The organism is Moraxella sp. CTOTU47616 (assembly GCF_032017465.1).
Taxonomy (GTDB): Bacteria; Pseudomonadota; Gammaproteobacteria; order Pseudomonadales; family Moraxellaceae; genus Faucicola; species Faucicola tetraodonis.
Genome location: NZ_DALZPU010000001.1, coordinates 24,329 through 48,774, shown reverse-complemented (window position 1 = coordinate 48,774; position 24,446 = coordinate 24,329). Strand labels below are relative to the sequence as shown.

Annotated in this window: 19 protein-coding genes; 12 read left to right on the top strand and 7 right to left on the bottom strand. The window is 45.5% G+C overall.

The genetic code is table 11. From position 1 onward, the window contains the following. Positions 1-29 precede the first annotated feature (29 nt). The 7 genes from RTS10_RS00170 to RTS10_RS00140 all read left to right on the top strand — a co-directional run bounded on the left by RTS10_RS00170 (position 30) and on the right by RTS10_RS00140 (position 13,576). Entirely contained in the window at positions 30-2,156 is a 2,127-nt protein-coding gene (locus tag RTS10_RS00170; protein ID WP_312538667.1) for a PP2C family serine/threonine-protein phosphatase, read from the top strand. Between the two features lie 3 nt (positions 2,157-2,159). Next, a complete protein-coding gene (locus RTS10_RS00165) occupies positions 2,160-4,688 on the top strand; it encodes a hypothetical protein (protein WP_312538666.1) in 2,529 nt (842 codons plus the stop codon). A 41-nt stretch (positions 4,689-4,729) separates the two neighbouring features. After that, positions 4,730-5,620 (top strand): RDD family protein, encoded by an 891-nt coding sequence (locus RTS10_RS00160; RefSeq protein WP_312538665.1) that lies wholly within the window; start codon positions 4,730-4,732, stop codon positions 5,618-5,620. A gap of 50 nt (positions 5,621-5,670) precedes the next feature. After that, positions 5,671-7,911, top strand: a complete 2,241-nt coding sequence (locus RTS10_RS00155) for an FtsW/RodA/SpoVE family cell cycle protein (RefSeq protein ID WP_312538664.1) — start codon at positions 5,671-5,673, stop codon at positions 7,909-7,911. 75 nt (positions 7,912-7,986) lie between these two features. After that, positions 7,987-11,010 carry a penicillin-binding transpeptidase domain-containing protein gene (locus RTS10_RS00150; protein WP_312538662.1) on the top strand — a complete coding sequence of 1,008 codons (3,024 nt, stop codon included), beginning with the start codon at positions 7,987-7,989 and terminating at the stop codon, positions 11,008-11,010. Between the two features lie 28 nt (positions 11,011-11,038). After that, positions 11,039-12,601 (top strand): hypothetical protein, encoded by a 1,563-nt coding sequence (locus RTS10_RS00145; protein WP_312538661.1) that lies wholly within the window; start codon positions 11,039-11,041, stop codon positions 12,599-12,601. A gap of 57 nt (positions 12,602-12,658) precedes the next feature. Continuing rightward, complete coding sequence (locus RTS10_RS00140) at positions 12,659-13,576, top strand: pseudouridine synthase (RefSeq protein ID WP_219331283.1); 918 nt, start codon at positions 12,659-12,661, stop codon at positions 13,574-13,576. A 5-nt stretch (positions 13,577-13,581) separates the two neighbouring features. Here RTS10_RS00140 and thiE read toward each other — a convergent pair whose 3' ends face one another. The 5 genes from thiE to RTS10_RS00115 all read right to left on the bottom strand — a co-directional run bounded on the left by thiE (position 13,582) and on the right by RTS10_RS00115 (position 16,887). After that, entirely contained in the window at positions 13,582-14,244 is a 663-nt protein-coding gene (thiE, locus tag RTS10_RS00135) for a thiamine phosphate synthase (RefSeq protein WP_312385449.1), read from the bottom strand. Further along, positions 14,234-14,695 carry a GNAT family N-acetyltransferase gene (locus tag RTS10_RS00130; RefSeq protein ID WP_312385447.1) on the bottom strand — a complete coding sequence of 154 codons (462 nt, stop codon included), beginning with the start codon at positions 14,693-14,695 and terminating at the stop codon, positions 14,234-14,236. The genes thiE and RTS10_RS00130 overlap by 11 nt, the downstream gene beginning before the upstream one ends. A gap of 22 nt (positions 14,696-14,717) precedes the next feature. Further along, entirely contained in the window at positions 14,718-15,650 is a 933-nt protein-coding gene (locus tag RTS10_RS00125) for a lantibiotic ABC transporter permease (RefSeq protein WP_096488939.1), read from the bottom strand. Between the two features lie 249 nt (positions 15,651-15,899). Further along, on the bottom strand, positions 15,900-16,202 hold the full coding sequence (locus RTS10_RS00120) for a polyhydroxyalkanoic acid system family protein (RefSeq protein WP_065252692.1): 303 nt from the start codon (positions 16,200-16,202) through the stop codon (positions 15,900-15,902). A gap of 85 nt (positions 16,203-16,287) precedes the next feature. Beyond that, complete coding sequence (locus tag RTS10_RS00115) at positions 16,288-16,887, bottom strand: TetR/AcrR family transcriptional regulator (protein WP_065252693.1); 600 nt, start codon at positions 16,885-16,887, stop codon at positions 16,288-16,290. Between the two features lie 223 nt (positions 16,888-17,110). On the opposite strand from RTS10_RS00115, the gene RTS10_RS00110 reads away from it, so the two are divergent. Genes RTS10_RS00110 through RTS10_RS00090 form a run of 5 tightly spaced genes read left to right on the top strand, consistent with a single transcriptional unit; the run spans position 17,111 to position 22,517 of the window. Continuing rightward, positions 17,111-17,860 carry an SDR family NAD(P)-dependent oxidoreductase gene (locus RTS10_RS00110; protein WP_312538658.1) on the top strand — a complete coding sequence of 250 codons (750 nt, stop codon included), beginning with the start codon at positions 17,111-17,113 and terminating at the stop codon, positions 17,858-17,860. Between the two features lie 49 nt (positions 17,861-17,909). Continuing rightward, complete coding sequence (locus RTS10_RS00105) at positions 17,910-19,583, top strand: NAD(P)/FAD-dependent oxidoreductase (protein ID WP_312538657.1); 1,674 nt, start codon at positions 17,910-17,912, stop codon at positions 19,581-19,583. Positions 19,584-19,589: 6 nt separating this feature from the next. Beyond that, positions 19,590-20,528 carry a DUF1365 domain-containing protein gene (locus tag RTS10_RS00100; protein WP_312538656.1) on the top strand — a complete coding sequence of 313 codons (939 nt, stop codon included), beginning with the start codon at positions 19,590-19,592 and terminating at the stop codon, positions 20,526-20,528. Between the two features lie 29 nt (positions 20,529-20,557). Beyond that, entirely contained in the window at positions 20,558-22,042 is a 1,485-nt protein-coding gene (locus tag RTS10_RS00095) for a class I SAM-dependent methyltransferase (protein ID WP_312538655.1), read from the top strand. 58 nt (positions 22,043-22,100) lie between these two features. Next, a complete protein-coding gene (locus RTS10_RS00090; RefSeq protein WP_312538654.1) occupies positions 22,101-22,517 on the top strand; it encodes a DUF2177 family protein in 417 nt (138 codons plus the stop codon). A gap of 73 nt (positions 22,518-22,590) precedes the next feature. On the opposite strand, the gene RTS10_RS00085 is transcribed toward RTS10_RS00090, so the two are convergent. Continuing rightward, positions 22,591-23,322, bottom strand: coding sequence for an SDR family NAD(P)-dependent oxidoreductase (locus tag RTS10_RS00085; protein ID WP_312538653.1), 732 nt, complete (start codon positions 23,320-23,322; stop codon positions 22,591-22,593). 3 nt (positions 23,323-23,325) lie between these two features. Continuing rightward, positions 23,326-24,369 (bottom strand): NAD(P)/FAD-dependent oxidoreductase, encoded by a 1,044-nt coding sequence (locus tag RTS10_RS00080; RefSeq protein WP_312538651.1) that lies wholly within the window; start codon positions 24,367-24,369, stop codon positions 23,326-23,328. Positions 24,370-24,446 lie beyond the last annotated feature (77 nt).

Here is a 24,446-nt window from a genome sequence, read left to right as displayed (position 1 = left end):
ATAAAAGAACCTAAAAAAAATTGGGGATAATGATGAACCAAACCACGGATTTGTTCGCGCAATCATCGCACTCATCAGTCCAACCATCTTGGCAAGTGTATGGCGCATCCAGTATTGGTAAATCCCATATCGACAGCAACCTGCCCAATCAAGACAGTATCTATTTGCAAAAAACCCAAGACGGTTTGGTCGCTGTGGTATGTGATGGGGCGGGCTCGGCAAAATTTAGCCAAGCAGGGGCAGCGTTTTTTAGTCAATCGATTGGAAAAATGCTGCTCAGTCTCGGTGTTAGTCGCAGTGTCAGTATCAGTGTCAGTCACAGGGGCATTGCGTTTGATTTAGGACAACTTAAACAGCAAATTATCGAGCAATTATCACAAATACGCCTCGACCTGCAATCACAGCTGACCGCCGAATCGAGCCTAAGAGATTATCACACCACCTTTACTGGGCTACTCATCCATTCAAATCATCAAGCACTATTGGTGCAAATCGGTGATAGTCCTCTTATCACCAGCCAATTTGTTGTGCGCCATCCTCACATTGATTATTTCACCAATTTGCAAGTGTACGGGGATGATAGCAAGAATGAATACGTCAATGAGACGCATTTTATCACCCAAGACAATTGGCAATCCTTTTTAAGGGTTGAGCCCATTGATTTATCGCAAGTGGATTGCCTTGCACTGATGTCGGATGGCTGTGCGGACTTGGTATTTGAAGGCGCAAGTATTACGCCCAAAATTTACCGCCCTTTTTTTGGCAACTTGCTATTTAATTTAACCCAAAGTCAAAGCTCACAGCAGGGCAGCGCGATTATTGAACAGGCACTTAGCAACCCTGCGACCTATCGATTAACCGGTGATGATAAATCCTTGGTGGTGTTATTAAAAAATCAACAGCATTATCAAAAACTTGAACCGATGGTTGAGGGGCAAAATGAAACCCTAGAAAATGACACTATAGCGACTGCACCAAACAACCCCACGGTTTGGCATACCGATGCTGTCAATCATAAAAACACCCGCGCCACTAGCACGCCAGATGATATAGCCTTTAATAACATAAGCTCCAGTAACATCAATAACATAGCGCCTAACCCAAATCCGCAAGCCAGTGGTGTACATACTGCTCCTGCAACGCCAGCGGCTACAACGTCGCAGGTGTTGCCCCCTTCGCAGTCCGTCAGTGACTCAACCAGACAGCGGCGTAATACCGCTATGATGGCTGGCGCAGCGATGCTCATTGGCACCGGTATATTAGGCTGGGTAAATAAAGATCGATTGCTGCCGACGCAAACTGTCAACAATGCCAATACGGCGGCATCGGTGGCAAGCACAACGCCCACCTCGGCTATAACGCCCCCACTGACCGCGCACGCACTGGGTGATTCCTATGCCATTGATTTGAGCAAAGTCGCAGCGGTTACCGATAGTGGCAATCCCATCGATGATCCCATCCTAAAAGTGATAGTAGCTAGCCCGCAAGGTGGGTCTATCGATGTCATCGAGCACAAATCCAAACAAACAAGCAGCGCTAAAACTAAAAACGACAATAAAAACGAAAACAAAAATAGGGTGAATCAGCCCTTATTATCCGCCACTGTTACCACGGTGGTCGCTAATAAAAACCCAACGGTTGCCAGAGTTTCCAGTGGCGCAGCGAGTACCGCTTTGCAAAACCAACATACCGAGGCCGAGGCTACTTTGACCGACTCACAATTTAACAATCATGCTGTCAAACTTGCCGCTAAAGCAAGCTGCTTGCCAGTTACCGATACCCATGATTTGATAAGTTTAGGGGTCACCATCCAGCCCACCATGCATTACTATAACTGCCAAATTAGCTTGCCTATCAAATCGATGACGAGCCAAATAGCTGGGTTAAGCAAAAAGACGGAAATCTTGGATAGTCTGACGCTCGATAAAGGGCTATCAGAAATTTTAACTAGCTCTACCACCAATACCGCAGCTACCGCCTCTACGGTTACGGTTACGGGTACGGGTTTGCCTGCTAGCACGGTCAGCGATTCTAGCGGCAATCAGCAAATACAGCTATACTATTTGGGTATTACTGAGCCAGTAAATCATATGAGTGCCACTGCTAGCACTGAGTTAGCCGCTTTACCCACCTCAGCTTCCAACCCCAAGAGATAGTCCATGCCGTATTTAATTGTAAACAATCAGCGTATCACCATTGATTTGCCTATCTCTCATGAGATCGGCTCTGGCGGTATGGGCATTGTCTACCGTCTCGGTAATCTGTTAGGCACGGGTAATTTGGTGGCAAAAATCTTTAAAAATCCCACCGATCCCAAAAACCCTAGCGTTGCCAAACTACAAGCCATGATGGCGCGCCCGCCTGAGCATATTTATCAAGTAATTAATGGGGTAGGGTATACCCAGTTTGCTTGGGTGAGACATCTGATTGTCGGCGAGCATGATGAGCTCATTGGCTATGCCATGCCAGAGCTGGATTTTGATAGGTCGTTATCGCTCAATCCTTTTATGTACCCAAGAGAAGCAGCAAAACTGACCGCCTATCAGCAGAGTCTCAATTATCGTGTGCAGCTGTGTGCCAATATTAGCGCCTTGATGGCGGATTTACATGGTCATGGGCATGCTTTTATTGATTTTAAAGAAGCCAATATGCGCCTGATGCCAGAGCCAAGCACGGGCATGGATGATGATTATAAAGGCTTTATCGTTGGGTTTATCGACTGTGATAGCTATCGTATTACTGCCAGTGATGGCAGCGTTTATCCCAGTCCTGTCATATCACCTGAAATGACCAGTCCTGAATACCATGAACACAAAGATATTGGTTTGTTGGATGAAAAACACGACCGTTTTGTACTGGCGATTGAGCTGTTTAAAATTTTAAACAATGGTATTCATCCTTTTTATTTTATCCCTGTCTCAGACCGATTAAAAAATGCTGCCCATCGCAACACCGACCAATTTATCAAAGAGCGGCTATATGCTTATGGCTTGCAGCCACACCCAGAGATTGCCCCGCTAAAAAACAGCATTCATATGTGTTGGGATGACCAAACCCGTGCAATGTTTGATAAAGCGTTTTTATCCACCCATCCAACTGATCGCCCAAGCGCCGCCGAGTGGGAAAACCATCTACGCGGATTGGTTCAACACCGCCAGTTTAAAGTGTGTGAAAATTATCCCAATGATGCTAGCCACATTCATTTTGTTGGTAAACCCTGTCATCGCTGTCTGTTTTTAACCGTACCCAATAACCCGTTAACCACGCCCGTCACACCTGTGCCCGCAATCATCGCTGCAGCGACAACCAGCGTCTGGCAAACCACGCCCACCCGTGCTTCTGTAGCGTCCACTGCCGCAAATCACCCAAGTCATCAGCCAAGCGCGGCTTTGGCCGGTTTGATGGGTGATGAGACATTGGCAAATAATCGTCGGCTTGAGCAATCGCTCAATACTCAGGCTAACAGTCACCGGGGCATACCGAGCCAACCCATCAATATAGTCAATGCAAATGTAGTCAATGCAGGGGATGCAGTCGATGACGCGACCCAAACACCGGCGACTCATTCAATGGCGATGCCAGATACGATGCTAGATACAATGACAGATGCGAGAACAGCACCCACGCATCACACTGATACTACAGAGACGACACCCACTACGCCACCGTATACTACTTCTACCGGTGAGGTATCTGTCAAAAAGCCCTCTAAAGGGTGGCTGATAGCGATGATTGCTGCCCTAGTGGCAATCGGTGGCTATGGCGTATCAAGGTTAAAATCCGCCTCAACACCGACGACATCACAATCCGCCACTACCAATCAGTCCGATAATACCAAAGCGGCAAGTACCGATGATAATTCACAAAAAAAACCAAAAAGCCAAAATAGTTACAGCACCATCATCAAATCGCTACCGACTGCAAAAGCCACTATGACGCAAGCGCTTAAAGAGCAAAGTGGCTTTTTTTCTTCCTCGTCGCAAACTAGCGTAGCCAAGCTGTATCAAGACACGCTCGGTATTAGCCCCGAGTTTTTTGATAAAGTCGTCAAGGTGGGTGAGTTTGCCGAGCCATCGCTCAAACAGCTGCAAGAGCTCGGTTACAGCCAAGATATCAATGCGACAAAGCAATACTCGCTTGAAGCCTTTCGCAACGCGGATATGGGCTATTTTAAACAGCAGCCCACGAATAAAACGCTCGCCAAACAACTCAATGAAGCAGCAAAAAGCTATTACTGGCGCAAAAAAGACCCAAAAGCCGCCGCTTATCTTCAAGCGCAAGCAGTGAAATACAATCCCAACCAAGGCGAATATGTCGCCAATTTTGCTTATTATTTATTTAAAAACAACTATCCTTATAGCAAATCTTTTTTGCTTTATGCGCTACAAACGCCGCGTGATAGCAGCAAATATCCCAATACGTATATGATTGAATTGGCAGCGGCAATGGCACTGCAAGCGGGTGATGACAAAGGCGCGGTGGGGTCGTTATTGGCACAGTTTTATACCACTGACGATCAACAAAAACGTTGCCAAAACATGTTAAATTATCCGCAAACCTATCCAGAACTGGTACCCATCGCCGAGAAAGTGTTAGCCATTATCGACCAGCAAAACAGTAGCGGCGCCAATCCTGTGCCTGCTGAGTGTTTGCCGCCATACAACTGGGTGGTTGGATCGTCAAATTAGTTTATCAAATTGAAAATATGAAAATAGGGTAGTAAACATCTATGATTATTGTCTGCCAACAATGTGGTCAAAAATTACCAAAAACTGCGGTTATGTGCCCAAATTGTGGCAGTCGTCAGTTTGCGCAACAATCTGATAATCATACTCAGCCGCAGCAAGCAAATTCGTTTGTACAGTCAAGTGGCTATAATGCCTATGACAGTACCCATAACGCGAACCAGCCAGAACATTCTACTTGGCAAAGTTATACGCCAAATCCATCTACAGGCAATTATCAACTGACCGATATGCCGCCTGTTCAGGCTAGTCAACCTATGCAGCAACCTGCTCAAGCAATCTATGCACAGCCTAATTATGAACAGCCTGATATTGCTCAGGCGTCAAATCCACCCGCACAACCCACTGACTATGCAAATCCTTATGTCGCTCCTGCAGTGCAACCCCAGCAACCTAGCCAATACCCAACGCCCGCTACCAATCAGCTGCCTTCGACCGCGCTGCAGACTCGTAAGCCGGCTTATACCATGCTGTATGCAGGTTTTGTGCGCCGCGCATTGGCTTATCTATTTGATTTAGCGTTAGTCAGTTTATTGTTGGGATTGGCTTATCAATTATTGTTGCCGCAGATTTTACCGCAGCTTGGCATTCGTGGGTTTAGCGATCAAACGCTTGCCTTGATAGCGTATGGATTTTATTTGTTCTATATGACGTTATTGACCTGTTTGGGACGACAAGCAACGGTGGGCAAGGTGATTATGGGTATGTGGGTGTTTGGTATGCAGGGACAACGGGTTAATTTTTTCCATGCGTTAATCCGCGAAACCTTAAAGCTTATCTTATTGCCATTTGGTTTTTTGATGTGGTTTACCGCCCGTAAACAAACGCTGCATGATTTAATCGCACGCACGGTGGTGTTGTATGACCCCAATTAATTTTTAAACAGGGATAGCAATAAAAAAAGTTAATCAATTTGGAAAACCCCATGCTAAACATAGTGAGTCGTACAAAAGCCAGCAAAAAACCTAACGCCAAAGCGCAAACGTTGAGCGAAATCATAATTTTAGCGGTGGTATGGCTCCTGTTAATTGGCGCATTTTTACTGGCAGATTACGCCCATTCACCCAAACTGCAGCGTTATCAACTCGAACTCACCAGCTATACTGAAGGCATCGCCAAACCGCAACTGCTCAGCAAATATTGTGGCGACAATGTCATTACTAATCTGTATGACAACCGTAATGATCCTAACTATGGCATGACTCAAGCCTGTGCCCAAGCCAGTCAGCCCGCACAATTAATGAGTGAGGCAAAGCAACATTTTACCAAAACCCAACAAGCCTTAGCGGCCACATGGCAAGCCCAAGGCAAACAGCAACGCCAAAACGAATTGGTTGAGAATGAAACCGAAGTGAATTTGGGTGGCGATAAACTCAGCAATCGCCAAGATTGGCTACACCTTAATGCTAGCGGGCAACTCGATAGTTTAGACAACTTAATGGCGGTAAAAACCGATAAATTATCCCCTGCCGACCAAGCTAATTTTGCGGTGTCATTGCTTGCGGTTGCCGATGGTAATCGACGTTTTGCCTACAATCGCCTGTTTAGCAATCAGCCCGCCATTGCCAAACTGTTAAATCAATCGGCAAACGATGTCGCCAGTATCTATGACGCCAATAACAACCAACAAAAAGCCCTGCAAGCGAACAATTTACTGCCGTTAATTGGCACGCCCACGCATTTGGGAATGCTCACTCAGGTGTGTATTTGGTCGTGGGTGACGTGGGGGTTACTGTGGCTGTCGCGGCGTAAGCACTGGCTAGAAGTGTTGCCGATAGCCATCACCGTGTGGGGACTGGTTATTGCGGGTGTTAGCCATACGGTGATTCTGCCGATGATGGTGGGGGGCGTGCTGTTTTGCGTCGGCGTGCTACTGAGTGTATTGACGATTTTTTCCCCCATGCGTCGGTTCATGGAAAAATTCCCCGACAACCGTGCCATGCTGTCATCTGCGTGGATTTATCCGTTGTTTGTAGGCTTTGCCACCTTTGGCTTGATGATTTTATTTGATTTAAGCACCCGTAGTTATCTGTCACTGCGTTATATTTTTCTCAATCATTTCAAAGATTTGTTTTGGTGTTTTGTGTTTATTAGCCTGGCTCGCCCGATTAGCAGTTTGCTGAGTTGGGGGCTTAAAACCCTCGTTGCCAATAACTTACTACACAGCAGTTGGGGTAATGTCAAATCGGCGATGACTAAAGCGCGTGTGTGGCTGCTTGCCTTTGCGGTGAGTTATTTGGGCTTGGCAGTGTTAATTCACAGTGACAGTGCGAAAGTCGCTGAACTGTCAAAGATTTGGCTGATGGTGTTTTTGGGCGTGTTTTTGGCGATTAACCAACGCAGTTTGATTAATCATCTGTTTTTCCGCTCCAAAAAAATGACCCTGCTGCTTGCTTTTGCGGTGCTGTTACCATTTATCGCGCTGGGTATTGCCAATGAAAAAGGCACCATGCTGGTATTTTTGTTTTTGTTTACCTTTTTGGTGGGCGTGGCGCTATCCAACAAAATTTTCCAAATGGGCGGACGGGGTTACATTTTGGGCGTGTTGTCGAGTACCGCGATTTTGCTTTTGCTGATGATGGTGTTGGTGAATTTAAGCGGATTTGATGCGCGTACTGCCGAGCGGGTCAATGCGTGGGTCAATCCGTTTGTGGCGAGCAACGATCAGATGGCGATTTTGCATTGGTTTCGCGATAGTGTGCCGATGATTGGCTATGGGTTTGGCGATATTCCGTGGTGTGGTTATCACTTAACAAACAGCCATTTGTCGGGCTGTCAGGGCGTGCCGCTACAAATGCAAAGTGACTATACGATTACCTCGGTGATGGCAGTGGTGGGTATCGGGGCAAGTGTGGTGCTGATGATGGTGTATTTTGCGTGGCTTGCGCTCATTGCCCGTCAGCAGATGGCGTTCGCCAGTGAGCAGATGAAATCACGGCTGTTATCGGGTGGTTATTTTTTGCTGGCGTGGGTGATTTTGCTGTGGGTGGTGATTACGGTGTTTCAGGCACTTGTCACCATTTCAGGGAATTTAGGAATTTTACCGCTCACGGGGGTGACCTTGCCGTTTTTAAGTTATGGCACCAGTAATTTATGGCTCAATAGTATTATGCTCAGTTTGGCGCTGTTTCAGCCAAAGCTGATGTTGGACGGCAATAAACCATAAACCGTATGCTCAATAACTTATCCAATTGTAGAAACGTCAAATTTTAGTAAGGCTTGCAAAAATTAAAGGTTCAAAATGACCGAAAACCAAACCCCGAAAGACGAAAACAGTCAAGAAACTATGAACAGTGGCAAGTTAGAAACTGTTCAAAAAATAGATTCTAACATCTTACCACAAGATAATAATGTCACTGATTCAACCACAGAGATTGAAGAAACAGCCACGCCTGCCAATACCTCCGACAATACGCAAGCAAGTGAAACAAAAAATAGTAACAAAAAAATCAAAAACGACGGTAAAGTTGCCAGTTTTCGGGTTTCTCAAGCGCTTTACAAAACCATTTTGACCAACTTACAAGTAATTTTGGTGGTGTTTGTTGTCGGCCTTATCGGCTGGCTGGCCTGGTATCTCTCGCCCTTAACCGCCTCAAATACCACGTACAATGCAGAGGCGAATGAAAACGCCGTGTCACTTGTCGTCGATAATCTGGGTATGGCGGATGTGGTCAACCAAGCCAACAGCCAAAATACTAATACCCAAAGTGCAAACGCTAATCTATCAACTTCGGTCAACGCCACGCCTGCCAAAACGTGCGACTTAATGCAGCCCAAAAACCAAGCCCGTTTTACCGACAGTATCAACCGAGTTAATCAAAGTCTGCTCAGCTTGTATCAGCAAAAACGTCTAGCCAACCAATACCAACTGCAAACTGCCAGCCTTTGGCAACAAGCCTGTGAGCAACATATCAACGAAGACGCGTTAGCCTTTGCGCTAAAAACGCTTGCCAACCCAGAGCGGTTGTTGCAACTACAATGGCGAGAACAACAGCCCAATCGCCGCAATCAAAACGACCCCAATGTCGCACATATGCCAACCAATTGGCTCACCCAAACCAACCCTTGGTATGGGCTACCGGGCTGTGTATACATCAAAACCGCCAAAACGGCGGACAATCAAACAGGCTATCTGTATGTCGATAGTCGTGGCAATACCATGACTGACACAGGTGACGTTGACTCATTAACCCAGCTTTGTAACAACCCTAGATTGATTCCGATGTCGGTCAAGTCCTTGGCGGTCAAACCATTGACAGGGGCGGCGACTTTACCCAATGCACCAGCATCTGACCCAAATAATGCTTTTAATAAAACCAAAAACGATATTCAAAACCAAGCCAATGGCGTGTTGCAAACCCTACAAGACAAACCCACGCAAGACCCGAAGAAACGGATTGCCTCCACCAGCAAAACTGAGGTTGCTTTGCCGACCAATCTAGGGTTGATGTATAGCGAATTGTCCAACATTCACGCCAGCCATTTTGACCGCCAGTTATTGGATGCTTATCAAAGCTACCAACAAAAAAATGATCAACGCAGCTGGTGGCAAAAACTCACGGCACCGCCAATCAATAGTATCAATGTCGATGGCTCGGATATCAAAATCGGCTACAACATGGCGTTAACCTTGGATCCCGCTGTACAAACAACCGCCCAACAAGTAGCGGATTGTGTCACCAATAACCCCAATGGCGCGGACTGTAATAACGTGCTATCGCCTGCGTTGCAAAACGTCGCCAATGGCATGTATGAGAACGCCTTGGTACGCAGTATCGGTATCGCGGTGATTGACGTCAAAACCCAAGGCGTGCTTGCCCTTGCCAGCGCTGACTCCAACTGCTACCGTGCCGATAATGGCGATACCACGATTAAGCCCACAGGTTGCCCGATACTGTGGAAAAAAGACTGGAGCAAGCAAAATCTCATGAACCATGCGTTATACCAAACCGTATACCCAGGTTCGACCGTTAAAACCGTACAAGCATTGGCACTGGTACGCGCCAATCCACGGTTTAAAAATATGCAAACCTCTGAAGCGCAATATCTCAAACAAGTGATAGCAAGCTCATCTACCGAAAAAGTGGCGAACTTTTTATATTGTCAACGCACGACCAGTGCGATGTCATTGCAACGTGACCGACAAGGCGTTTGCCCGGGTATGCCCGCCTTTAAAAAAGCCAGTGATGACATGGGCTGGAGTGTGAATTGTGCCGATAAAGGGGGAGTGAATTGCGGATTTAAAGATTTATTGTTTGGTAAAGCCTATAATAGCGACCCGATGCTACAAAGCCGCTATTTTTCAGGTGTACTGCTCACCGATGGCAAGCAAGATTACACCACCAAGCAATTACAATTTACCGAAAGCCAAGTGGCAAGCTGTGTCAAAGCCAATGGTGGACGTATGAACGGGGCGTGTCGTCAAGGGGGCGATATGCTCAATGCCAGCATGAACCAAGTGTTTGGCGCAGGTAATGCCAAAACCTCGGTACTGGGTGTGTCGGATATGTTTACCAATCTGCTGATTGCCGATAATGGCGCGACCCAGCGTCGTGGCGTGCATTTGATTGAGGATTTGTGGGGCGTCAGTCAAATTCCACTGCGTCCTAAAGCCTGGCGAGGCGATGCCCAAAGTCAGGAGACATTGACCACCGCTACCAGCCAACTCGGCGCCATGCCACTGGGCATCAATCAATCTGAGGCCCGCGGTGCGCTCAATTTATTATCAGGTACGTTGCTAGCAGGCACAGGGCTGGGCGGCGGCAATGGCACAGGTTTCACTGCCTGTAACCAAGCGATTGGCAGCTGTGCATGGACACAGGGCGTGATGGTGGGCAAAACAGGCACACCCGGCTTTAACTATCCAACCACACAAAACGGTCGCAGCTTTTATACCCCCAATGTCACCGTCAGTATGGTGGCAAATCTGTGTAACAATGCGGACATTCGCGCAGGCAAAACTCAGCCATCGGTGGCGTGTTATGCTCGTCCGTATAAATGGTTTGTCTATGGACTAAAAGATAAAAATGGCAAATGGGATAAAGCGGTAGCGGTATTGGTCGAACGTAACTGGACTAAAAACGGCTTGGTCGATGACCCTCGTGATGGCATTAACCGAGCGGTACAGGCAGGCATGATATTAGCCAAACAGATGTATCAAAGCTCAGCGATTAGCCGTCCTGCCAGCGCCAAGCCACTGGCTGATTCAGTGGCTAGTCCAGTGACTGATACTACGCAAGCTGTTAAAAAAACGCAAACCCATTAATAAAAAATTTCACCATTAAGAGTAAATTATGGCTTACATCACCACCAACCACCGGTTTATCATTGACGACAAACACCCAAGCGATGTGTTTGATGAAATGGAAAATTTCTTTAGCCTATACACCACCGCCATTGATGACTTACAACGGGTGAGCGTTCAGCTGTCCGTGCCGACGAGTTTTGATATCACTGCCAATAAGAAAATGGCAGAAAGCTACCGACACTTTACCCAATCGCTCAAATACACCATGCCTGATATTCATATATTGCCGATTAAAACCCATGCCGCCCAAACAGCGGATGACGATGACACAGTCAGCGAAGCAGATAATTCGGTCATTTTGCTGATTCAACGGCTTGACGGCTATGCGCTAAATGATGAAGACGAGAACCCCAGTCTATATAGAAGTGTGTTAGGGCGACTGATGCCACGATTTGCCGAAGAAAAATCTGCCACAGGACACTACCCTGAACGCGCCCCAATTACCTTACCTGAACCTATCGCGCAACCAGCGCCTGTAGCACCGATACCTGTATCGCCGCAGTACCCAACCCAGCCTGTTTCGCCACAACCGCAGCCTGATCAAGCTTATCAAATACCTGTGCAACCAACAACACCGCCTTCAAACCCCAATCCAGTGCCTGCAGTTGCGCCGATGCAGTCGCCGCTGGTCAATACCGAGCCTACACCACATAAGCCACAACCTACGAGGGTACAACCGCCAACAGCTGCGCCCAAGCCGATGGTAACTGTGTTGCCAAACATCCAAAAATCCGCCAAGCCGTATCAAGATTTATTGACCGATGCGATTATGGCAGCGGCGAAACAATGGGTAAATAAATCCCAAGTGATTACTCAAATCACCTTAAAATCTAATGATGGACTGACAACCGCGATGGTAGAGCAGTTATTTAGCAGTTTTAATCATGCCCATAAATCCACCAATACCCCGCATGATGCCATTGATTTGGTATCTTACGGCTATGAGGTGTTAAAACCCAAGCTTGCCACAATTGGGGTAAGCTTGTCCGACGAAGCGCAATTTGGGTTAAAAGCCAAAGTGCAAGCCACGCCAACGGATATCGCACGTTTGCAAAAAGGTGAGGTATTTAGCAATGAGATTAAACTGGGTGTTAAATTCATTACTCAGAATCAGGCACAGCCAAACTCAAATCATCATATCGTAGCAAGCCCGCCCGCTTTTAGTACTGCTAGTACTGCGCCACGCCAAGCGCAAAGCAAACTGCCGCAGTTGAACCAAAATCTACAGCAGATTGTTTTGACCATAAAATCTGTGGATGGGCTAGGGGAGCGCCAACAAAAAGTACGCGAGTTTCCGATTGTGTTTGCCAGTCGCGAGGCGCAAATCGCGCATGCCTTACGTCTATTTGCCGCCAATGACCTAAAGCTTGCCAGTGGCGTGTATTTTGCGATTGTCGAATCTCAAGGACAGCTGCTGATTGATGAGATTGATCCCAACATCAGCATTACCCGAAACGGTCAACCCATCAACCGACATGATGTTTTGCTGCCCAATGATGTGCTAAGCATTAATCATGCGATAACCGTGCAGTTGTTGTTAGCCCAATAAATGGGCGTAAAATAAAACAGCATCGATAAAGTGGTTTTTAAAAATGATAGATTTAACATGATACAGCGTGGCATGAAACCCAGTAAGTTATATTTACCCCATGATAAGTTGTATATGGGTGGGCGGCTTATCGATTATTTGGCAGCGCATTTTTCTCATATTAGTTTGGCAAACTGGCAACGACGGTTTGACAGCGGTTTAATTAGCCTTGAGCGTGGCGAGCCGCTCAAACACGATTCGCCCTATTTGGCAGGGCAAACCATCTTGTACTATAGGCAGGTTGAGAATGAGCCTATCATTCCATTTGAGCCCAGCATTATTCATTTGGATGAACATTTACTGGTGGTCGATAAACCGCATTTTTTACCCGTCACACCGTCAGGTCACTATGTCAGCCAAACCCTACTAGCCAAATTAAGAAATCATCCAGATTTACAGCAGTTAGCGGTAAATGATATCTCACCCTTGCATCGGTTGGATAAGGACACGGCAGGCGTGATGTTATTATCGGTTAATCCAAGTAGTCGCGCTTGCTATCATGCGCTGTTTGCCGATAGACACATACACAAAACTTACCACGCCATAGCACCGACTCGCAGCGATTTATGTTATCCCTTTCACATCCATTCCAGACTTGAGAGTGGTGAGCCGTTTTTTTTGACCAAGACGGTCGAAGGTGAGCCCAATGCGCACACTATGATTGAATTAATTGAAAATAACGGGGCGTTTAGCTTATACCGATTAACCCCGGTGACGGGCAAAAAACACCAATTGCGGGTGCATATGGCAAATTTAGGTATGCCGCTGTTAAATGACAATTTTTATCCCACTGTTAATACTGTCAAGACCCAAGGCAGTAGCGATTTTACGAAGCCTTTGCAACTGTTGGCAAAATCCATCGACTTTATTGACCCCATCACCCAGCAAGCAAGGCGTTTTGATAGCCAGCTACGGCTGATAAAAAATTCTAACTGATTGATTTATTTAATTTTTATCATTTCTTTAAGCTGTTCACTGGCAAGTTTGACATCTTTTTGCCCCAAAATTGCAGAAACGACTGCCACGCCGTCAATCACATCACCAGTGGACGTGTCGGCAGCTTGCAGGGATTGTTGTAAGGCGGGCAGGGTGGTGTGATTGATACCACCAATGGCGACAATCGGAAGCGTTACCGCTTGTCGTATTTGCGTTAAGCTCGCTATGGTAACTGTTTGGGCATCTTGTTTGGTGGATGTGGCAAACATCGCGCCAACGCCCAAATAATCTGCGCCGTCTGCTTGCGCTTGGATGGCTTGCTGGGCGGTGCGCGCGGAAACCCCAATGATTTTATCCTTGCCTAAAATTTGCCGAACCACGCGACACGGCAAATCACTTTGACCGATATGCACCCCATCTGCCTCAACTGCTAAGGCGATATCGACACGATCGTTTATGAGTAATGGTACGTTATAGCGGTGGCAAATCGCTTTGATACGCAGCGCGCGCTCATAGAACGCTTTGCTAGCAATCGCTTTTTCTCGAAGCTGCACCAATGTCACGCCGCCCAATATCGCTTGTTCAACGGCTTGTTCAAGCGTTTGCTGTTGCAGGCAATTGCGATCTGTGACCAAATATAGCCGATAATCAGCACGGTTATGCATCATGTTTGACTTCCAATATCATATTGACATGCTCAATGCCGTCTTCAAGGTAACAGTCACCTTGCATACAAAAGCCGAGCGCTTGATAAAAGTGGATCAGATAAGTTTGAGCGGCGATAAAAATCGGCTGGCTAGGGTAGTATTGCTGGCAAATTTCAATGGCTTTTTGCATCAAATCATGCCCATAATGGTGACCGCGAAAATCGCCAACCGTTAACACGCGACCAATCGCCACATAACCCAAATAATGATAATCAGGTGGGATAATCCGCGCATAACACACCAGATTATTATTAATAAAACCCTGTAAATGCCAACACACCAAGTCGGTATCATCAATGTCTGGATAAGCGCAATGTTGCTCTACAACAAACACCTCACAGCGCGCCTTAAAAATATTATATAAGGCTTGTGCTGATAACTGTGGCAGTAGATTGAGTTGAAACGTTAGCATACGAATAAATCGAACATCTGCATTATTTTAAGCTGGCTTGGCTGTCGATAGTATGCCATTTGACCATTTTTTTACCCAATAACGGCAAGCAAAACGAAGGCAATTGGTACGCGCCAATCAGCGGTAAAAACATCGCACCCATAAACGGCGTGGTGATGGTATACGCCAATAACACATTGCGGCCACCGCACGCCAGCGCAGAGATAATGGCGTTTTCATAGCCAAAGCGGCGGTATAAAAAATAGGCAGAAAAGTAAAATACTAATGATAAAGCAGTGCCCAAACCAAACAAGCTTAACGCCTGCATGGGATTGGTGTCAAAGGTATGTCTAAAGCCCGACATCAATCCAAGCGGAAACATCATCAGTAGAATAATGTTAAACTTAGCAATTTTTGGATAATAAGTATTGAGCGTATCACGGGGAATGTATTGGCGTGCTGCGACCGCCAGAATCATGGGGGCGATAATGTAAATTAATAACCGCTTAATATACAGTACAAAGTCTAAATGGGCGTCCTTGCTGCCAAGCAACCACAATATCACCAGTAAGCTAACAGGCATCACCAACGTGGCTGTGATGGTTTTTGCCATGGCTAATAGTGCATCAAAACCCACTGCATTCACAATAGCGCCCGTACCAAATAGCGGTGCGGTGGCTGACAGACCCGCGATAGCCAACAACAAATCACCACGGACACCTAGCAAATAAGCAATCAAGGTCATGGCTAAGCTCATCAGCGCACTTTGGAAGATGGCAAATCCCCAAACATATTGGGTCGTCATGCGTCTAATCAGCTGGGTTTGGTCAATGCCCAACAAGGTAAAAAACATCAAGAAAAATAAAATCTGCGGCAGCAGCCCAAGGACAAAATGCGACAAGTCAGGAAATATAAATCCAATCACACCAAACAATGGCATAAAAATCGTACTGTGACGGGCAATAAATCCAATCATGATAAATCCTTGGCGATTTTAATGATAAACAAACAAATGATAAATAAATAATTGAGTGAGCATACTACTCATTATTGATTGATAAATGCAAATGATTTTGCTGGTAATTGTCATTTCATCATTAAATTAATCACAGTACTATACATCCCATTTTTGACGCCGATAGCTTTTATTTCGCATAATGTATATTATGTTAAATAAAATAACTCAAACTAAACGCTAACTGCCACTCAAAGCTCACTGTGTCTGCTAACGGTCTTTTACAGCTTGCAATGCGTTATCAAGATTTTGATTTACCGTCTTTTCTATCAGCGGCAAAAAACTTTTGAATAAAAAACCAAGCTTTGCTTGCATATCAAATACCTCATCATCCACTGTTAACATACCTGTCACACCGGCACGAGAAAAATTGACGCGTATTTGCTCATCACTGCGCACTACATCGCAATGCATTTTATAGTCTTTTTCTGCTGAGACAATCCAATCTTCGGTTATCTCAAAGGCTTGGGCTTTACTGATGCCATGCTCACGATGAATCACAAAATTACTCATACTTTTCTACTTTTTTCTACACTGTCTTGGGTTTTTAGCTGTCTGTTTTTAGCTGTCTATTTTTAGTTGTCTGCGTTAGCTTAATCTAGGTTAGCCCTTCAAAACACGTGCGGGTCACGATAGCGATAATCTCATCATCGTCATACAGCTGCGACGAGCGTAAAAACCCCAGTACAGGGTCACAAGCTCTGGCATATAAGGTATATAAAATTGCCAGTCCTGGTATGTTGCTTTGCAACTTGCCCTCTGCTTGCGCTTGCTCAATCCATTCACCGATGCTATCTGACAACATGACCAAGTTGTTGGTGTAATCGTCATTGGCGATTAGCAGCTCGCGCAGCTGGGAGTTTTCACTCGGCAAATTCGGCATTTTTTGCGCCAGTTTTAGTCGCATCGCCCACTGTGTCAGCGCTTTTAGCTTATCGATGGCTGTTTGGTCGGTCGCGTTTAGCTGATTGATGACCTCAAGCGCTTTGTTCATGATATCAACTAGCGCCGCCATGCCTAGCGCTTCTTTACTGGGAAAATGTCGATACAATGACGCCTTGGCAATGCCCACCGTATCAGCAATCTCATCGACGGTCATCGCGTCATAGCCTTTGGTGGCTAACAAATGGTTGACTGTTTCAATAATCAGCGACTCACGCTCTAGCATCATTCGCTGTTTAAACGTTAACTTTTTCATCACAAGTTTCTAATGTTTTTAAGGTTTCTAATATTTATGAGGTTAAAAATTAGCTAATATTATACTACAAATGTTTTTATGATACTTATTATTTGATTATATACCAATAATTATATTTTTATACTAAATAGTATAAAAACTATTGCCAACCATCGGCTACTCTTTTATAGTATGCGATAAGCCGTTGTCAAAATTTTGTATTGAGTTGTTATATTGAGTCGCTATGATGCCCAGCCCCCATTCCTCAAAGCCATTATCCATCGTCATTACAGGTGCAACCTCAGGCATCGGTTTACAGTTGGCGATGGATTATCTAAGCCAAGGGCATGAGGTGTATACCGTGGGTCGAAACAGCGATGTTTTGCACACATTGGCAACGATGGGAGCAAAAACGATTCAGCTTGACTTAACCGAGTATGATGCCGTGATGCAAGCTTTTAGCGACATTAAAACGCTGGATTTATTCATTGCGGCAGCAGGTGTTTGCGAATACATTGACATGCCAAACTTTGATTCGCGGTCTATCATGAGGGTGATGAACGCAAATTACGGCTCGTTAGTGCATGCCATTGAAGCACTACTACCCGCCCTCAAGGCAACTAAAGGCAAAATTGTCACCGTCGGCTCGGCTTCAGCTTTGGTGCCCTTTGTGCGTGCAGAGGGGTATGGTAGCTCAAAATCGGCAATCCATTATCTGAGCAAAACCTTGCAAATGAGCCTGCAACCTTATGAGGTCAAAGTGGCTTTGGTTGTACCGGGCTTTGTCAAAACGCCGATGACGCTGCAGAACGACTTTCCAATGCCTTTTTTGCAAACTGTACAGCAAGCCAGCCAAGCCATTCAGCAAGGGATTGCCAATGATGATAATGTCATTGAATTTCCGCAGACATTGGTACAGCCCTTAAAGCTATTGGCGCAGTTACCTGACGCAGTATGGCATTTTGTGGGTTCAAAACTTTCTCATACGACTTAATCATTTGACTTGTTAATTATTTGACTTGGCTTTAAAGGTATGTCCGCACATGGCAGTGTTTACAAAAAAATCCCCGCACTCTAATTACACAGTCCCCAAACCTGTAGTGGCTAATCCTATAGTAGCCAAGCCTACTAAGCCAAATATTACCACACCAAAGATTGCCATTATTGGCAGTGGTGTATCAGGGCTAACGTGTGCGTATTATCTCAAGGACAGTCATGCAGTGACGGTATTTGAAAGCAATGATTATATAGGCGGGCATGTCAATACGCTGGATGTCACTGTTTCCGAGCGCTCAGCTTTTAAAAATCCGTTTAGACCATCAACCGAAAAAGTCGCCATCGATACAGGGTTTATTGTATTTAATGAGCGTACTTACCCCAATTTTATTCGCTTGCTTGATGAACTCAATGTGCCGTTTCAAAAAGCTGAAATGAGTTTTTCGGTTAAAAATACTTATATTAATTTTGAATACAATGGTCACACTTTAAACAGTCTGTTTTCTCAGCGTCGCCATGTGCTAAGCCCTCGATTTTGGCAATTTGTTCAGCAGATTTTACGCTTTAATCGCGAGATCAAATCACTATTAGCGAATTTTCGCCAAGCCGATAAAATGCAGCAAGCGACTCTAAGTCAGCAAACACTCGGGGATTATTTGGACAGTCATGACTATGGCGATTTGTTTAAAACCAACTACTTGGTGCCGATGGTATCTGCGATATGGTCGATGGGAATGGATGACGCCAAGCGTTTTCCCCTACTCTTTTTTGCCCAATTTTTTGATAATCATGGGCTGCTAGATGTGGTCAATCGCCCACAGTGGTTTACCTTGGTGGGCGGCTCGAAACAATACGTCAATGCCTTAATCACTCAGCTCGCTGCAGCAGGTACAACCTTGTATATTAATACCCCAGTGCAATCGGTCACGCGTGGCAAGGATGGCGTTAGCATTGAATTTATTCATCAAGGTAAGTGTCAGACCCAAGTGTTTGATGACGTTGTATTTGCTTGCCATGCCGATGTAGCAAGACGTCTACTAGCTGACATCACTGAGACAGAATCGGCTATTTTAGCGGCTTTTGAGTATACAGATAACGAAGCAGTTTTGCATACTGACACCCAAGTTCTACCCAAAAAACCACTGGCTTGGGCAAGTTGGAATTACGCGATAGATAAACCCACCGCGCGTGTGGCTGACCAAAAACCTATATTGACGTATCACATGAATATCCTTGAGCGATTGACGGCAAAACATAACTATTTGGTGACGCTTAATACGCCGATTAATGAGGCGCATGTCATCAAACGTGTGGATTATCGCCACCCTATATATGACAACAAAATGACCAATGCCCAAAAACGCTGGCATGAAATTTCAGCGAAACGGCATACCCATTTTTGTGGTGCTTATTGGTTTAATGGGTTTCATGAAGACGGGGTGAAAAGTGGCTTGCGGGTATGCCAAAGTTTGGGGGTGGATATCGACATTTTGCTCACTACCAATACCACAGCTGCCTCAACCGCTGCGCAAATAAAACGGCTGTCTAAGCCCAGCAATAAGCCCAGCAAACCGTCGGCAAAATTTACTGTATCAAAGTTACCGATCCATGCTGATAAAAAACGCTCGGTGGTGCAGCGACGGCAAGTAACCGCCACAACCAACCATGCGTTTTGCCAAAACCTAGCGCATGATGGTTTGTGCAACACCCATCAAAGGTAAATCATCATGACATTTGCCCATCAAATCCTGCAAGGTGTGACTTGGCATGCCAGACAAATCCCTACCCGTCATGAATTTCATTACCCCTATCGGTTTTGGGCGGTCAATTTAACCCAGCTAGCGGACAATCCATTACCTAAGGTTAATATGGTCGCTAGTCATGTGCCAATATGGTTGCCCAAATGGTTACCCAAATGGCTGAAAAAATCGCTGCAACAATCATTGAAGATCCCTCTGCTATCACAACACCATTGGGCGCTTTATCAATTCCATCAAGCAGATTATTTTGCTATCAATCGATTAGACGCCTCTTTAGACAACCGTCTAACCGCGTCAGTAGGAAAACCTGCGCCATCGGCTAGTTTATTGGTCAAAGCCCAACAAACTTGGCAGCAATTGACTGGCAGTCAGCCGACTGGCGAGGTGGTGGCTTTGGTCGTGTTGCGTAATATGGGTTGGTATTTTAGCCCGGTTAATTTTTATATTGGCTTTGATGAGAACCACCAGCCAAGCCATTTTTTGGCAGAAGTCTCTAACACCCCTTGGAACAAACGCCATTACTATGGTTTTTTACTCACAGGTGAAAAGACCTTGTACCAACATGACAAAGGTTTTCATGTATCGCCTTTTAACCCCATCAATCAGCAATATCATTGGCGTGTTGAGATTCACCCTAAACGCTATGCATCGGCAAACGACAATCCCGAGCAAAATGGCTTTGATGTTGTGATTGATATTGGGCTGACAGATAGCCGTGGCAAAGTGTTTAATGCAGGCGTGAGTCTTAAAGGCGTTCAATTGGACGAGGCTTCGGTGATAACGGCAATTAAGCGCCGACCTTGGATGAGTGCCACATCACTACTGCGAATTTACCGGCAGGCTTTTAAATTATACGTGCTAAAACGTGTACCTTATCAAGCTTATAACCAACGTTTACCCCAATAGTTTACTGAAATTTTTTATGGGAATTGACTATGACACCGTCTTCTTTAGAGGCTAAAAATACTGCAACCTCTCACCCATCAAATCACCCATCAAATGGTAAGGAGACCTTGGTGAAACGCCGTCAATCCGATTTAGCCAAGCGGCGCTCCCTTACGGATTACCTACCCTACCCAATTGTTGACCATCTGCTCACGCCCGTTCAACAAAGTGCGGCAAAAGCGGCGCGGCAAATAATATTTTTATTGCTATCAAAGCTCAAACAGGGTCATCTAACCGTGATTGAAACCTTTAGTCAGTCTGACAATGTAGCAACTAAGGTGGCGACTAAGGTAGCGACTCATAAAACCTTCGGTGTTAGCGTGATGAATACTGAGCATGTAACACAGTCGCCAGTGAGCGATACGCAACGAACGCTCGGGGAACAAATTGGCAATCATCCTTTGGCAGTGACACTCACCATCCATTCACCAAAGGTGTATCAACACCTATTAACAGGCGGTTCGATTGCGTTTGCTGATGATTATATTGATGGCTTATGGCAAGCCGATGATTTAACAGCATTTTTACGCTTGATTGCCCGCAATTTGACCCTCATCAATACCATCGAAGCCAAATTTGCCAATGTGACCAAACGCTGGGAACACCGCCAACACCGCAATCGGCATAATGATAAACGCAACGCAAAATCCAATATTTTAGCCCATTATGATATTGGTAATGCGATGTATGCATTATTTTTGGATGAGCGCATGATGTATTCATCGGCAATTTATCCGACACCCTCATCAAGTTTGGCGGCCGCACAAACCCACAAGTTGGCAAAAATTTGTGAATTGGCTGAGTTAACAGCTGACGATCATGTCATTGAAATCGGTACGGGCTGGGGTGGGTTTGCTATTTATGCTGCCACTCAGTATGGCTGCCGTGTCACCACCACCACTATCTCAGACGCGCAGTATGAAGAAGCCAAACACCGCATTGCCGATGCCAATCTAACCGATAAAATCACCCTGCTAAAGCAAGACTATCGTGAGCTTACCGGCAAGTATGACAAGCTGGTCAGTATTGAGATGATTGAAGCGGTCGGTCATGAATATCTGCCAGATTTTTTTGCCCAGTGTAATCGACTGCTCAAAGATAATGGGCTGATGGTATTACAAGCAATTACCTTTAATGACCGAGGTTATCAAAAATATTTGCACGCGGTGGATTTTATCCAAACCCATGTTTTCCCAGGCGGGTGTTTATTGTCTAACAGTGAAATTCTTAGCCAAGCGCGTGACCATACCGATATGCAAGTAACGTCATTGGTTGATTATGGCTATGATTATGCGCGTACCTTGATTGATTGGCGCTATAATTTTATGCAGGCGCTACCGCAGCTCAAGGCACTCGGCTATGACGATGCATTTATGCGTTTGTGGCATTTTTATTTTGCGTACTGTGAAGCCGGATTTTTGGAAAAAACCATTGGCGTGGTGCAAGTACGCCTTGAAAAAGCCCAATACCGTTAACCCAATTTGCGCGGCAAAGGGTTCAGGACAATTAATAACAAGACACAAGGATTTAGCAATGGCACCATTAAACTATCTGTGGGTATATCTGATCGCCGTCGTGGTATTTTTGGGCATTGATGCCGTATGGCTTAAAACCATGACTCAACGCTTTTATGCCCCGCGCATTGGACATTTACTCAGTGAATCACCCAACATGACCGCAGCAGGCGTGTTCTATCTATTTTATGTTTTTGCGCTTTGCGTGGTGGTCATCTACCCGCAGCTAAAAGCTAACGCGTCATTAACGGTATTGGCAGGATATGGGGTGGTCATTGGGCTGATGGCATATGGGACATATGATTTCACAAGCTTAGCATTACTTAAAGGTTATGACAAAACTGCGGCACTGGTTGATTTCATTTGGGGCGGCTTTGTCACAGGATTAACTTGCGTGATTGTGGGCATCATCTACAAAAACTGGTTGATGGATTAGGCTTACGCTAGGTACGAAGCTACCACCCTAATACAAGGCTAAGGCACAATTTTAAGACTGATTTAAGGCAGATTTAAGGCAAAATTTCTTTGCCGTCCCAAGCCCAAATTTTCCCCGAATCTTTGGGTGTGAGCTGATGCAAAACCTTAAGTAAACTTTGCGCGGAAAACGCTGCGGTAAATAACTTGCCTTCTGCTACATTTTTTTGAAATGGTTTGGATAACTCACTGTCTACCGTGCCGGGGTGCAAAGCAACAATAATCGCGTTGGGGTTTTTTCGTTGCAGTTCGATGCTTAAATTTTTAATGCCCATATGTAAACTTGCTTTTGCCATCCGGTAACCATACCACCCGCCCAAGCGATTATCTGAAATACTCCCTACCCGTGCCGACAATACGGCAAATAGCGACTGTGAGGATTTGTTTAAGGCGGGCAAGGCGTATTTGGCAATCATCATCGGTAATACTGCATTGATGTGGAAATATTGGTGCAGCTGATCGGCTGTGATATCTCGCAGCGATTTTTCAGGCGCGATGGGTTGAGCCTCGATTTTAGACTCATGTAATAACCCAATCGTCACAATGACACCGTCCAATGCTTGAGTGCTACTTATCGCTTTGATAAGCCCGGCGATAGCCAGCTCATCATCAAAATCAAGCTGATGAGGGACGATATGAGGGTGGCTAAATGCCGGGGGTTTTCTGGCAATGGCATGAATGGTGGCATTTGGATAGGCGATAGCTAAACAATTACAAAATGCCTTTCCAATCGCGCCAGAAGCACCAAATATGGCGATATGTTGCATACGCTACTCGCTTTTTAGTAATTCAATCATCGCTTTTGCCAGTTTTTGACCGCTTAAGTAGGCAGACTCGACATCACCCTTAAGTAGCCAGTCCCCACAAACACCGATGTTTTGCTCGCTATCTAGTAGATAGCCTAACTGGTGGTCACCTGATTGGGAGTTAACCGCTTCGCCTGTGGCATAGCGCCAGTGGTGTATGTCTTTGTGTGCTGCAGTCGATAAATCGATACCCAATAGTTGACTCGCCGCTTGTGTCAAATGGCTGATACAGGCAGTTTTATCTTCCTCAATATGTCTATTCGTCCATGCTGGGGTACTATGAACCACAAGGCTATAACCGCCTTTTCGATGGGGTTTTGCACTATTGACGATAATTTTATCGATATCCTCACTCTCGATTTTGGCATACTCATAGGCTAAAGCCAGCGGTCTATCAAATCCCAGCATCAGCACACTACAGGGCATAAGCGCATATTTATTCAACACTTTGGTATGTAGCGATGTTTGAGCAAAGCTTTTTGCTTGTTCTACAGGCATCGCCGAAATAATCCAATCAAATTGACCCAATGTTTCACCCTTGTCAGTTAACAATTCCCAACTATTAAAAATCGGATGATGGTCAATGATAGACCCTACCCTAGTATTACGCTGCACAGTTAAGCCACGGGCGAGATGTTTACCAATGGCATTCATGGCGGGTATGCCCACATAGTAGTCAGAATAACAGCCAGACACTCTGGGCACGGAGTGTGGTTTGGTAGATACAGTAGATACAAAGGAATTATCGGGGGTAGCTTGGTCAACTGCCCATACTGCAATCACCCCTTCAGTGAGTAATTGATTGACAAAACCTTGAAAATCGTCGTCACTGGCAGTAAACGCGGCAACACCATGATCAAAATAAAATGGTTCGGCACGGCGCGTTGCTAGTCGTCCACCGATGCCACGGGATTTTTCAAAAATCACTACGTCGTGCCCTGCTTGTTGCAACACTTTACCACAAGTTAACCCTGCCAATCCTGCGCCGATAATGGCAATCCGTTTCATAGTTTTACCCGCTCTATACGATTTTTGAAAGTTAAAAAAATAGCGATGAATCGTATCACCGCTATGCCATCAGACCA